The following is a 13,468-nucleotide window of genomic DNA, read 5'->3' on the forward strand; positions in this document are numbered from 1 at the left end:
TTATGATTTCAATCAATAAACTGCGTAAGGAATTTGACCAGGGCGTCGTGGCGCTGGACAGTATCGATCTGGAGATCCGGGACACAGAATTTGTCGCGCTGCTGGGGCCGTCGGGCTGCGGGAAATCCACAACCTTAAACTGCATCGCCGGACTTTTGGATGTGACCAGCGGGCAGGTGATGTTTGATGATGCGGATGTGACGAACAAGGCGCCAAAGGACCGGAATATCGGTATGGTATTCCAGTCTTATGCCCTGTATCCCCATTTAAAGGTAATTGATAACATTGCATTCCCCTTAAAGCAAAAGGGGGTATCGAAGGAAGAACGCCATAAAAAGGCGAGGGAAATGGCGGTAAAGCTTCAGATTGAGCATCTTCTGGACCGGAAGCCGACCCAGCTCTCCGGCGGCCAGCAGCAGAGAGTGGCCATGTGCCGCGCCCTCGTGAAGGAGCCGAAGATCCTGCTTTTAGATGAGCCGATGTCTAACCTGGATGCCCGATTAAAGATCGAGATCCGCGAAGTAATTAAGAAGATTCAGCAGGAGTTAAAGGTTACATCAATCATCGTGACCCATGATCAGGAAGAGGCCATGGCGATTGCGGACAAAATTGCCATTCTTGACAACGGAAGAATCCAGCAGTACGATACTCCTGAGATGCTTTATCAGTATCCGGCCAACTTATTTGTGGCTAATTTTATGGGGAATCCGCCCATGAATTTTATCGATGCCAAGCTGGAGACTGCCGGGGAAAAGCTTATGTTTACCATTGGGGAGTCTTCCGTGGAGGTATCCGGGCAGCTTCTCGAAAAGCTGAGACCCCACACCGGCAGGCCGGTTAAGCTGGGAGTTCGTTCCCATCAGATCAAGGTAGGGGCGGAGCCGGCAGCCAATACCTTGCCGATGGAGGTCCAGATGGTGGAGAACTTAGGCAAGGAACTGCTCTTAAGCGGGGATGTCCACGGCTGTCATGTGCGGGTATCCGTGGATGATACGTCTGCCTTCGGGCGAATGAAGGCACTGGTGGGCGACGGTGAAAAACGTGTATATCTGCGGTTTGCGGATTTTATAAATGTGTTTGACTCTGAGACGAAGGTGAACCTTGTATTATGAGAGAACTATTAGAACATGCGGACCGGGTGCTGATTGGCGGGCACAGAGGCAGTGCCTGCCGTTACCCGGAAAATTCCATAGAAGCCATGGAGCACGGCCTGCTGTCGGGCGCGGATTACCTGGAAATTGATATTCAACTGACAAAGGACGGTGTGCCCGTGGTCTATCACGATACCGCTCTGGAGAAACGGACCGCTTTGCACGGATACGTCCACGAGCATACGCTGGACAGGCTGCGGGAGAACTGCCCCGGCCTCTGCACCTTTGAGGAGGCCATGAGATGGGGCAGCGAAAGAGAAGCGTGGTACGCGCTGGAGATTAAGACAGTTCCCCTGGATATGCAGGAAGTAAACTTCCGTCTGCTGGAGGCCATGGTACCTGTTCTGGAGAAAACAGGCATGAAGAAGCGAGTATTCGTATTCGGTCCGGATTATCAGGTCCTTAAACGGATGAAGCAGCTGGATCCGGAGGTGGAGATCGGCCTGATCGTTCCCTTTATCCCGGAGGACCCTGTGGAGCTTATGAAGTCCATGGATGCGATGGTCTATTTAACGTATATCTATAATATAACACCGGACATGATAGACGGACTCAAGGCACATGGATATTATGTGAGCGGCGCTATATTAAGGGAAGAAAAATGGATGGAACGTGCATACGCATGCGGCGTAACCATGTTTGAAGCCGATTATCCGGAAACGGCGCGCAGACTGGGAAGTGAAGGACCGGAGGAAATCGCGTGATTGACGTATAGTGATGATTCTGCTATGATAAAAAATAGTTAAAACAGGTGAAGGAAGGGGTGATGTGTGTGGCAACATTATTGGATATTGCGGAGAAGGCCGGCGTGGCCAAGTCTACAGTTTCCAGAGCGCTGAGGGAAGATCCGACGCTTTCTATTACAGAGGAGACGAAGGAAAAGATCTTTTCCGTAGCGGAAGAACTCCAGTATAAGATGAAACAGGAGAAGAAATTAAAACGATGCCGGAACATTGCGATCGTTCATAAGGACACACATTTCATGAACCAGATTGATAACGCGTTCTATTTTTCGATCAGGAGTGCCGTCGAGGAAACGTGCTATCAGAAGAATATTGGGTTTACATTTGTCCCTTATTCCTTCCTGGATTCGTTTGACCGACAGATCGACGGAGCGCTGGTCGTGGGGAATTTCGACCGGAAAGAGGTGGATACAATCTGTGCCGCGGTGAGGACCGGCTGTATGGTGTTTGTGGGCAAGGTGAATTACTACCCGGACCGCATGGACTGGATCTCTTACAGTATTAAGGACTGTGTTTATAAGGCCATGGGGCATCTGGCAGCCATGGGACTTAAGGATATTGCCTATATCGGCGGGTATGACAGCGAGGATACACCGGAGGAGTTCAGCAAGTTTTCTTATTTTAAGAAGTTCATGGCCGAGCAGAAGCAGCTTCATTTTGCCGGTTCCATGGTCGGGGAACACGGCGTGGAGAGTGGTTACCAGATGATGAAACGCTGGCTTGGCGAGAAGAAGGCGGTTCCGGATGCATTTTTCGTATCCAATGATCCGATTGCTATCGGAGTGATCAAGGCGCTGAATGAGGAAGGAATCTCCGTGCCGGACAGCGTATCGGTGATTTCCATAAACGGGGACAGCTCCGGCGAATTTTCGTTCCCGGCCCTGACCACGGTCGATGTCCACACGGATGCCATGGGGCGGGAAGCGGTGGAGATTCTGGAGGAACGGATCGAAGGAAGGCGGAAGCTGATTAAAAAGGTGGAATACCAGGTGACGCTGGTGACGCGTGGAAGCGTGGGGAAAATAGAGTAAGAGAGTAATTAATATTAGCAAAACAACGCAGGATATCGGTTCGTAACTGATGTACCTGCGTTGTTTTTCGTAGTTTAATCGAAAAAATAAAATTGTTTATTTAGGCTAAAAGGTAAAAAAAATCCGGATTTTGGTAAAAATATACTGTTCAATTGGGAGGAAAAAATGACTATAATTTGACTATAAATACTTAGGAGGTATTGAAAATGAAAAAGAGATGGCTTAGTATACTATTGACGATCAGTATGACAGCTGTGCTGACGGCCTGTGGGGGAAATAGCGCGGTACAGGAGACCAAGCAGAGCGCTGTAGAGAGCACATCGGCAGGGGAAGAGGCACAGACAGGTGAGGGGACAAAAGAAGCGGCTGAATCCACCGAGGAACCGGTTACGCTCTCCATGTGGCATATTCAGACTAATGCAGAGGATTTGACGGCAAAGGCACTTTTGGATGCGATTGCACTCTATGAAGAGACCCACCCGAATGTAAAAATTGTACAGGATGCTACTCAGGGGGAGCAGTATAAAGTGAAAATCCGTACGGCGGCCGCCAGTGACGAGCTTCCTGATATCTTTTTTGCCTGGGGATACTCATTTGCTGAAGATTTTGTAAAATCGGGAAAAGCCCTGCAGATGGATTCCTGGCTGGAGGATGGGACAAAGGATAAGATAAAACCAGGCCTGCTCAGCGTTCTCTCCTACAACGATGCCGTATACGGCCTGCCGGTAGATTTTTCCGGAATGCTGATGTACTATAATAAAACTGTATTTGAGGAAAATGGTTTGGAGATTCCTGATACGTACGAAGACCTGGTAAATGTGGTGGATGCCTTTAAACAGAAGGGAATTGCTCCAATGATTATGGGTGGTAAGGCCATGTGGCCTCTGACCGCTATGTTTGAAGATTTTTCTATCCGCACCGTAGGCGCAAAAACCTGTCTTGATGTGGTATCGCAGCAGGATACCATTAACCAGGAGGGATTCGTAAAGGCTGCGGATTATTTACAGAAGTTTTTGTCCAATAAGACACTGACTGAGGACAGCATGACAATGATTCCGCCAGAGGCCAATACGAAATTTGCTGCGGGTGGTATCCCCATGACCTATAATGGAACGTGGTCTATTGGAGTATTTGAAGGTGAAGGCTCTCAGGTGAAGGATCAGCTGGTGGCAAAACCCTTCCCGTTGATCGGAGGCGAGCTTAATAATCCAGAAGAATATGTGGGTGCATCTTTATCCGGATATATGGTTTCTTCTGAGACGAAGTATCCTGATGTGGCAGCAGACGCAGTGAAGTTTATTACGGAGCAGGCGGCAAAAAACTTATATCAGTCAGGAGCGGGGTTACCGGCGTGGGACGTTGAGGTAGATGAATCGCAGCTGAATCCATTGATTATTGCCGTAAATGAGTTATATGGAGGCATGACCAGGGGCGTGGCCAACTGGGACACCCTGCTTCTGGCAGATTACGTGGAGGATTATAAGAATACGACCACGATGCTGACTATGGGGGATTTATCACCGGAAGAATATACTCAGGAAATGGCGGAAATTCTGGGGAAATAAAAAAACGGATGAAACCTGGAAGAGGAGCTGCTGTAAATCTGCAATCAAGTTTACAGCAGCTTTTTGTTTCATCTAATGGCGGAAATTTGACTTAGTCAGAAAAACAGCCTGTTGAGTCGAAAGATCCGGATTGGAAGAGGGGATAGCTGCATGAACAAAATGATGTCAAATAAAAAAGCAATTGCAATTTTTATATTGCCCACATTTCTTATTTTTTCCATGGTGATTCTGGTAACGATTGTCAGTTCCGGAGTCATTAGTCTTCTGGATTGGAACGGTATGGGAGAGGCCAAATTTGTAGGGATAAAGAATTATCAGGCATTGTTGCATGACAAGGTTTTTCGCAGTGCAATCGGAAATTCTTTTGTTTTCCTGGCCTGCACATTGATTTTGCAGCTGCCGACAGCCGTAATCTTAGCAGTGCTGATTGCGGACTGTGTCAGGGGGGAAAAGCTGTACCGGACCATTTACTTTATACCGGTTATCATTATGACCTCCGTAACTGGGCAGCTTTGGATGAAACTGTATGATCCGCTTATCGGTTTGGTAAATCAGTTTTTGGGAGCTGTGCATTTAGAACAGCTGCAGCGTAACTGGCTTTTTGATAAGAAGACAGTTATGATAGCAGCGACACTTCCCAGTGTATGGCAGTGGATGGGATATCATATGCTGATCGTTTATTCTGCAATTAAATCGCTGCCAAAGGAGATTTACGAATCGGCGCAGATTGATGGAGCGGGTCGGTTTAGGCTGGCGTGGAATATTACGATGCCCAATATCATGCCAATGTTAAAGGTGAGTGTTACCTTCATGGTAGTAGGATCCATGAAAGCATTTGACTTAATCTATATATTAACGGAGGGCGGACCGGTACATGCTTCCGAGGTGCCTACAATTACGATGTATAAGACAATTTTTTCAAAGTATCACTATGGTCCGGGAAGCGCCATGGCGATGGTAATTGTTGGTATCTGTCTGTTTTACGCGCTGGTAGTCAACAGGCTGTTTAAAAAAGCGGAAGAAAGGCTGGAATAGTATGAAGAATAGGGCTTTGAAAATTATTAAGTACGCGATTTTGAATGTATTTTTAATCATACAGCTGATGCCCCTGGTATGGCTCTTTTTGTTCTCTCTTAAGGATAATAATCAGATATTTAACCGTCCGGCCTTTTCTCTGCCGGCACCGTTTGTGTTTGAAAACTATACGAGAGTGTTTCAGAACTTAAAGATACATATCTACCTGTTTAACAGCGTTATCGTGACTGTTATGACCATGCTTGTTACACTTCTTTTTGCCACTATGGCTGCCTATGCCTGTACAAGAATGCGGTTTAAATATGGAAAAGCATTGATAATGGTTTTTTTGGCGGGGATTATGATTCCGGTTCACGCATCCCTGTTACCCTTATTCATTCTGTTTAAAAATATAGGAATTTTAAATACCAGATGGTCCCTGATTATTCCCTATACCGCTTTTGCACTGCCGGTGGCACTGTTTATAATGACGGGTTTTTTAAAGACACTGCCGGTCGAATTGGAAGAGGCAGCCTGCATTGACGGATGTAATATCTATCAGGTGTTCTTTCGGGTAATTCTGCCGCTGCTAAAAATACCGCTCTCAACCATTGCCATCTTTACGTTTATCAATGCCTGGAATGAGCTGATGTTTGCATTGACATTTACGACGGAAGCCGGGATGAAGACGCTGCCTGTGGCCGTTATGTCCTTTCAGGGTATTTATATGACGGACTGGGGTCCTATTGGTGCGGCAATGTTAGTGGCTACGGCGCCTACATTTTTGATCTATCTGTTCCTGAGTGAGCAGATGCAGAAAGGGATGCTGGCTGGAGCGGTAAAGGGGTGAGTGTGGTGAAAGAAATCTATCGGGACAGCAGCTGTTCATCCGAGGAGCGGGCAAAAGATCTGATTAAGCGGATGACTCTGGAAGAAAAAGCAGCGCAGCTTAAGTCCATACCTGTTGTAGAGGCAGAGGTGTTTCAGGGGAAGGTGCAGATAAATGGGCTGGAAGGGACGTTAAAAGACGGGATTGGGTCATTTCAGCTTCCAGGAAGAAGTTTTTGTCCTGAGGACAGTGCAGCCGTTATTAATCAGATTCAAAAAATGGCTATGGAGGAGAGCAGATTTTCCATACCGGCGCTGATTCAGGAAGAGTGTTTAAGCGGTCATGTAGCGAAGGGGGCCAGCATGTTTCCAAAGCCAATTGGCCTGGCCTGTACCTTCGATTTGGAGCTGGTGAGATCGGTTTACCGGGCAATCGGTTCGGAAGCTGCATCCAGAGGCGGAAATCAGGCGTTTACCCCGGTTTTGGACCTGGGAAGAGACCTAAGGTGGGGAAGGCTGGAGGAGACCTTCGGCGAAGACGTGTATCTCGTTTCTGAAATGGGGTATGCTGCGGTAACGGGTCTGCAGGGTGGAGAAGATGGCGTTGAGGAAGGTTTTTTGGCCGCATCGGTCAAGCATTTCGCGGGATACGGCCAGTGTGATGGGGGACGCAATTTTGCGCCTTGTCATGTTACAGAGCGGATGCTCTGGGATGAAATTCTGCCTCCCTTCAGACGAGCGATTATGGAAGGAAAAGCCCGGGGAGTCATGCCATCCCATTCGGAAGTAAATGGAGTTCCATGCCATGCCAGCTATCAGTTGCTGAAAGAAATTCTGCGGGATAAATGGGGATTTAATGGTGTTGTCATTTCGGATTATTATGATATCGGCAGGCTGGAGAGTGTGCACCGCATTGCAGACTGCGGACTGGATGCCGCCGTTGCTGCGCTGCGGGCTGGAGTGGACATGGATCTGCCGGATGGGAAGAGCTATATGTTTCTTCCGGAACTGTGCAGAGGAAATGCAGAGCTGTCTGCCTGCCTGGACCAGGCGGTAATGCGGGTACTTCGACTGAAATTTGAACTGGGGTTGTTTGAACAACCGTTCACTGATCCGAAGAAGGCCAGAAAACTGGTGCGCTGCGGGGAACACGGAAAATTAGCCTTCCGTGCTGCCGCTGAAAGTCTTGTTCTGTTAAAAAACGAAAACGGGATTCTTCCGCTTTTGACGTCCGTGCCGCTTAAGATTGCCGTAACTGGTCCATGTGCCCATCCAGTACATTTCAGCTATTACAGTACAGCGCCGGCTGAAGGTGTCAGTATTTTACAGGGGATCGAAGAGGCGGCAGCAAAGCTTGGGGCAGAGGTATTCTATGAAAAAGGCTGTGGGTTAACAAAGCAGGAAATATCGATGGATACAGAGGTTGATGCGACCATGATAGAAGAACCCGAGCTATATACGTTGGAAGAAGAGGAAGTGTGTTTAAACAGGGCGGTGCGTCTTGCCAATACGTGTGATGTTGTGGTGGCGTGTGTAGGGGGAAGCGCTTCGACCAGCCGGGAAGCAATTTTTAAAAATAATAGCTCCGGAGATAATGATACACTGGAACTGGCGGGACAACAGAGAGAACTGCTTCGCCGTCTCAGCAGCACGGGAAAACCATTGATTGTTGTCTCTGTGGGAGGAAAGCCATATAGCAGTGCGGAACTGTACGATCAGCCATCCGCTGTTCTCCAGTGCTTTTATGCGGGACAGGAGACCGGGAGTGCGGTAGCGGAAGTCCTGTTTGGTATGGTTAGTCCATCCGGGAGGCTTCCGGTGACGATACCTTATAACGTGGGTCAGATGCCGGTCTACTATAGTCAGAGGGATTCCGGCCTGATGAAAGGTTATTTATTAGGGGCAAAGAAAGCGCGTTACCCCTTTGGATATGGACTTGGCTACACAACCTTTGAAATTTTTGATATTTCTGCCAGCAGCGAGAGCTTTCTGCCGGGCGAGAAGCTTACCATCAGCGCCTGGATTCAGAATACCGGACAGAGAGCGGGTGTTTGCGTGCCACAGTTTTATATACGGGATAGAAAATCTTCGGTTACCAGACCTGCAAAGGAGTTAAAGGGATTTTTAAGGGAAGAACTGGAACCGGGGGAAAAGAGGCGTGTGGAGTTTGATGTGTCTGAGGAGATGCTGTGTTTTACCCGATTGGACGGAACCTATGGGAGTGAACCGGGCGACTTCGAAGCTATGATTGGCGTAAATGCCTGGGACTATGTATCGTGCACATTTACGCTGAAGGAGAAATGAAATGGAAAAGTATAATATAGTAATGATTATGGCGGATCAGATGACTCCATATATGATGAGTTGTTACGGAAATAAGGAAGTGATCTGCCCAAATATAGAAGGACTGGCGCAGTCAAGTATCTGTTATGAAAATGCTTATACATCGAATCCGCTCTGTACTCCTGCCAGGGCTTCGCTCATGACAGGGAAGTATACGTCAGCGCTGCACTGTTACGATAATGCATCAGCATTTTCCTGTGAGGAGCCTACATTTGCCCATTATTTGTCCAATGCGGGATATGATACTGTTTTGTGCGGAAAAATGCATTTTGTAGGGGCTGATCAGCTTCATGGCTTTTCCAGAAGACTGACTACTGATATTTATCCTTCAGGATTTTCATGGCTGCCCAACTATGTCGATGAGGAAAACCATATTCTTCAGTCGGAGGCATGGGGAAATGCGATTCATTACAATGCCCGGACTGCGGGACCGCGGAAATGGAATGAGGGGTTGCAATACGATGAAGAGACCCATATGAAGGCAAGGGAGTATCTGTATACCCATGGAAGTTCTGCCCAAAATCCATTTTTCCTCTGTGTCTCGTATCACCATCCCCATGATCCGTTCAACCCGCCCCAAAAGTACTGGGATTTATATGAGGGAAAGGATATCACCATCCCGGATATCGAGAATGCCGCACAGGAAGGGGATACAATTCTGGACAAGTGGCTGAATACCGGATTTCACAGAACGGATATATTTCCTGTGAAGGGAAGAGAAAATTTGTATGCAGTTAGACGGGCATACAGTGCCCTGGTCACTTACATAGATGATAAGGTCGGTGAATTGATAAGTGATTTAAAGGAAACAGGATTGTATGAAAAAACTATTATTATTTTTACAAGTGATCACGGGGATATGCTGGGGGAGCGAGGTATGGTTCAAAAGCGATGCTTCTATGAGTGGTCCAGCCGCATCCCGCTGTTGATTCACTATCCGGACAGCCGGAGCGAAAGGGTTCGTACACCTGTGTCTATTGTGGATTTAGCACCTACGCTGGCAGATCTGAGTGGGGCGGCCCGGATGGAGGAGGTGGACGGTATTTCCCTGGTGTCAAAAACGCTGGCTGTAGATCGCCCTGTTTTTTGTGAATCCCATGGCGAAGCAATTCTTTGGCCCTGCTATATGGTCAGAAAGGGTGCCTACAAGTATACTTATATTCATGAGAAGGAGACGCAGCTGTTCTGCCTGGATACAGATCCGGAGGAAAGGATCAATCTGTCTGGAACAGCGGAGTACAGTGAGATTGAGGAAGAACTTAAAGGGCTGATCTTAAACCGGTTTAATCCGCAGGAAGTGCTGGACTATCTGGATAAATCAATACGAAAAAAGAAAATCGTAAAAGAAGCAATGGAGAAGACAGAAACTGCCTGGGATTACGTTCCGGCAGTGGATGAGAGCGAGCGTTTTTCTAGATAAAGAATAGGCAGGAAAAGGGGGAAGGGCTGCATGTACATAGGAATTGATATAGGAGGAACAAAATGTGCTGTAACTGGCGGAATGTTTTTGGACGGACGTATAGAAATCGTTCATAAAAAGAAGATTGAGACGCCAAAAGACCGGTCGCCGGAGGAGGTTATTGAAATTCTTGCGGATGAAGTTATGAAATGGAGCGAAGAAAAGACTTCGGTAGGAATCAGCTGCGGCGGTCCGTTAAACAGCCGGGAAGGAATTATTCTGTCTCCCCCCAACTTAACAGGCTGGGATCATGTGTGCATTACCAGTATTCTGGAAGAGCGTCTGAAGATTCCGGCATATCTGCAAAACGACGCAAATGCCGGGGCACTGGCAGAATGGTTATTCGGAGCCGGAAAAGGAATGAAAAATCTGATATTTCTCACGTTTGGGACGGGAATGGGTGCAGGGCTGATCTTAAATGGCGGACTTTATGCAGGTGCTCAGGACCTGGCGGGAGAAGTTGGGCATATTCGGCTGGAACCGTATGGACCTGTGGGATTTGGAAAAATGGGATCATTTGAGGGTTTTTGCAGCGGCGGCGGAATTGCTCTTTTGGCGGAAGCGGCGGCGAAAGAGCGGGAACAGCAGGGACGAGGGACGGTTTATTGGGGGCCGGGTAAGACAATTACCGCGAGATGCGTGGCTGAATGCGCAAAGCGGGGGGATGAGACTGCGACAGAGGTATTTCGCATCTGCGGAGAAAAGCTGGGAAAAGCTCTGGCTCTTCTCATCGATACGCTGAATCCGGAGATGATCATACTGGGAAGTATTTATGGAAGATGCCGGGAGCTGTTAGAGCCGTCCATGAGGCAAGTGCTGGAACGGGAGTGTCTGCCAGGGGCACTTGAAAACTGCAGGATTCTGCCGGCTGTTTTAGGAGAAGAGATTGGGGACTATGCAGCACTGGCTACTGCTGTTTATGGGAGGAAAGAATGGAACTGTATGACAGATATCCGGCACTGAGAAGCTGCCGTTTTGAAATTGAAGAAACTGTCTCTATAGTGGAGAAGGCACTACAAAAAGGAGGGAAATTACTGCTCTGTGGAAATGGTGGGAGCAGTGCGGACTGCGATCATATCGTAGGGGAATTGATGAAAGGATTTTTGAAAAAGCGGCCGGCAGCAGTGCCGGAAGCTTGGAAAGATAACGGAGAGGCTGTTAAGCTGTTTGCTCAGCTGCAGGGGGCGCTTCCGGCTATTTCCCTTTCGGCTCAGTCAGCAATTGTGACGGCTTATGCAAATGATGCAGACCCGGATATGGTATATGCCCAGTTGACGTATGGATATGGAAGAACTGGGGATGTATTGGTAGCAGTATCGACGTCCGGAAATTCAGAAAATGTATTAAATGCGGTAAAAACAGCAAACTTTTTGGGTTTAAAGACGGTAGGGCTGACAGGAGGAATCCAAAGTAAGATGGATTCGCTCTGTACGGTAACAATTAAGGTTCCTGAGACTGAAACTTATAGAATTCAGGAGCTTCATCTGCCTGTTTATCATTATCTGTGTGCGAGACTGGAAGAATATTTTTTTTAAGAAACGGCCATTTTTTTGGCCGTTTTTGCGCCATCCTGGAAACAATTATCTTTTTAAACAAAAGAATTCCGGAAAACATGAAGGGAGAAAGAGAGGGGAATATGCAATTTGTAAAAAGAGCTTCCATTGGTATGAAGATGATGGTTTTTACCGGAGCGCTGTTTTTATTTTGTACGGTCTTAAGTGCCTTTATCTATTGGAGCGTGATTGAGGGAGCCAGCAGGCGGGAGATGGAACGGATTTCAGGGCAGACCTTAAGCTCAATCAATGATGGTATGAACAGCCAGTTTGAATATATTCACAGATTTGCGGCTGCACTTATGATGGGGAATGCTTTTCAGGCTATGGTAAACCGCCAGAATACGGAACCGAGTCTGGAAGCACAGATTGGAATGGAGCGCACCTTATATAATATTACGGAGTTTTCGGACCAGATAGAGGCTGTTATTTTCCGCGATTTAAATGGAAAACTTTATGGTGTTAAGCGAAGCGGGGAGACAATTGGAAATTTAATTTTAAAAGAGGACGCGGAGCTGTTTCTCGAGGCGGCCGATTATAAGGGCAGATGGGATATACTTCCTGAAGCATTATTCTCCGATTCAAAATCACATATTTCTATGGTATTTGATTTACAGAGTATAACAGATTTTCAGGAGATGGGCATAGTTGTAATCGAGATTAGTATGGATAAATTAAGCAGCGCTTTCCACGACACGCTGCATCGATATGATCTGGATATAAAAATTCAGGACAGTCAAGGAAGCGTAATAAAGGATTTCGACAAGCTGCCGCAGGAATATGAAAAGGGAAGCTGTATTGCCCGCCTGGCAGTGGAAAATGAAGGTTTTACATGGGAGTATACGAGTGCCACACCCATGGTAAGAATGGATGACGCGTATTTACAAAGCAGAAAGATTACGTTGATTGTGCTGGCGATAAACAGTTGTGTTTTGTTTCTTGGTATTTATGTAATTATCAGAGGCTTTTTACTGCCGTTAAAAAGGATGGTTGGGGTAATCGACCGGACAGGAGAAGATGTATTGGTTCATGTGGACTTAAAATCGGATACATTGGAACTTAGACAGCTTGAGAAAGCTTATAATTGCATGACTGATCGGATAGAAAAGCTGCTTGAGCGAATTGTGGCAGAGCAGAAAAATTTGCGAAAGATGGAATTGAGTCTGCTGCAGGCACAGATTAATCCTCATTTTCTGTATAATACTCTAAATGATATCAGTGCACTGATCGTGACAGACCGAAAGGAACAGGCCTGCTACGTAGTAAAAGCATTCAGCAATTTCTATCGGAGAACGTTAAGCAAGGGCAAAGATGTTATTTCTTTAAGAGAAGAACTGATGATAGTGAATGACTATCTAATAGTACAGGGGATTCGTTTCGAGTCAGTTTTTATGGTGGAACGGGAGATTGATGAGAGTCTGTTGGAAGTCAGTGTGCCAAAGCTGATGCTGCAGCCCCTCGTGGAAAATGCCATTTACCATGGCCTTAGACCACTGGGGCACAAGGGGACGCTTAAAATAACGGTGAAAAAAGAGATAACAGGAACGATAGGTGTAACTGTTGCTGATGATGGTGTGGGTATGTACGAAAGCCAGATTCGTGATATTTTAAATGGAAACAGAGAATCTGATGGGGGACAGGGATTTGGACTGCAGAAAACGATAGAACGTATCTGCCTTTATTTTGGAGATACAGATTGTGTGGAGCTTCACAGCTGTCCGGACAGGGGAACAGAGATTACGATACATGTAACTGATTTTAATGGTTAAGGAGAAGGTAAA

At 47.0% G+C, this 13,468-nt stretch carries 11 protein-coding genes; all 11 read left to right on the forward strand.

The window, feature by feature from the left end:
• The first annotated feature begins 2 nt into the window (after positions 1-2).
• The 11 genes from H8S75_RS22780 to H8S75_RS22830 all read left to right on the forward strand — a co-directional run bounded on the left by H8S75_RS22780 (position 3) and on the right by H8S75_RS22830 (position 13,456).
• Entirely contained in the window at positions 3-1,112 is a 1,110-nt protein-coding gene (locus H8S75_RS22780) for an ABC transporter ATP-binding protein (protein ID WP_187023504.1), read from the forward strand.
• Positions 1,109-1,855 (forward strand): glycerophosphodiester phosphodiesterase, encoded by a 747-nt coding sequence (locus tag H8S75_RS22785; RefSeq protein ID WP_187023505.1) that lies wholly within the window; start codon positions 1,109-1,111, stop codon positions 1,853-1,855. Before H8S75_RS22780 ends, H8S75_RS22785 begins: the two co-directional genes overlap by 4 nt.
• A gap of 62 nt (positions 1,856-1,917) precedes the next feature.
• Positions 1,918-2,925 carry a LacI family DNA-binding transcriptional regulator gene (locus tag H8S75_RS22790; RefSeq protein ID WP_110323542.1) on the forward strand — a complete coding sequence of 336 codons (1,008 nt, stop codon included), beginning with the start codon at positions 1,918-1,920 and terminating at the stop codon, positions 2,923-2,925.
• Positions 2,926-3,131: 206 nt separating this feature from the next.
• Positions 3,132-4,490 carry an extracellular solute-binding protein gene (locus tag H8S75_RS22795; protein WP_187023506.1) on the forward strand — a complete coding sequence of 453 codons (1,359 nt, stop codon included), beginning with the start codon at positions 3,132-3,134 and terminating at the stop codon, positions 4,488-4,490.
• Between the two features lie 150 nt (positions 4,491-4,640).
• Positions 4,641-5,525 (forward strand): carbohydrate ABC transporter permease, encoded by an 885-nt coding sequence (locus tag H8S75_RS22800; RefSeq protein WP_110323545.1) that lies wholly within the window; start codon positions 4,641-4,643, stop codon positions 5,523-5,525.
• A 1-nt stretch (position 5,526) separates the two neighbouring features.
• Positions 5,527-6,354 carry a carbohydrate ABC transporter permease gene (locus H8S75_RS22805; protein WP_187023507.1) on the forward strand — a complete coding sequence of 276 codons (828 nt, stop codon included), beginning with the start codon at positions 5,527-5,529 and terminating at the stop codon, positions 6,352-6,354.
• Positions 6,355-6,359: 5 nt separating this feature from the next.
• Entirely contained in the window at positions 6,360-8,636 is a 2,277-nt protein-coding gene (locus tag H8S75_RS22810) for a glycoside hydrolase family 3 N-terminal domain-containing protein (protein WP_187023508.1), read from the forward strand.
• Between the two features lies 1 nt (position 8,637).
• Positions 8,638-10,095, forward strand: a complete 1,458-nt coding sequence (betC, locus tag H8S75_RS22815; RefSeq protein ID WP_187023509.1) for a choline-sulfatase — start codon at positions 8,638-8,640, stop codon at positions 10,093-10,095.
• Positions 10,096-10,125: 30 nt separating this feature from the next.
• Entirely contained in the window at positions 10,126-11,097 is a 972-nt protein-coding gene (locus H8S75_RS22820) for an ROK family protein (protein ID WP_187023510.1), read from the forward strand.
• The gene (locus tag H8S75_RS22825) at positions 11,067-11,669 is read left to right on the forward strand and encodes a D-sedoheptulose-7-phosphate isomerase (RefSeq protein WP_187023511.1); all 603 of its coding nucleotides are present in this window, start codon (positions 11,067-11,069) and stop codon (positions 11,667-11,669) included. Before H8S75_RS22820 ends, H8S75_RS22825 begins: the two co-directional genes overlap by 31 nt.
• Before the next feature lie 101 nt (positions 11,670-11,770).
• Positions 11,771-13,456, forward strand: a complete 1,686-nt coding sequence (locus tag H8S75_RS22830; protein WP_187023512.1) for a sensor histidine kinase — start codon at positions 11,771-11,773, stop codon at positions 13,454-13,456.
• Positions 13,457-13,468: the final 12 nt, after the last annotated feature.

Origin of the sequence: Hungatella hominis (assembly GCF_014288005.1) — a bacterium.
GTDB lineage: Bacteria > Bacillota > Clostridia > Lachnospirales > Lachnospiraceae > Hungatella > Hungatella effluvii.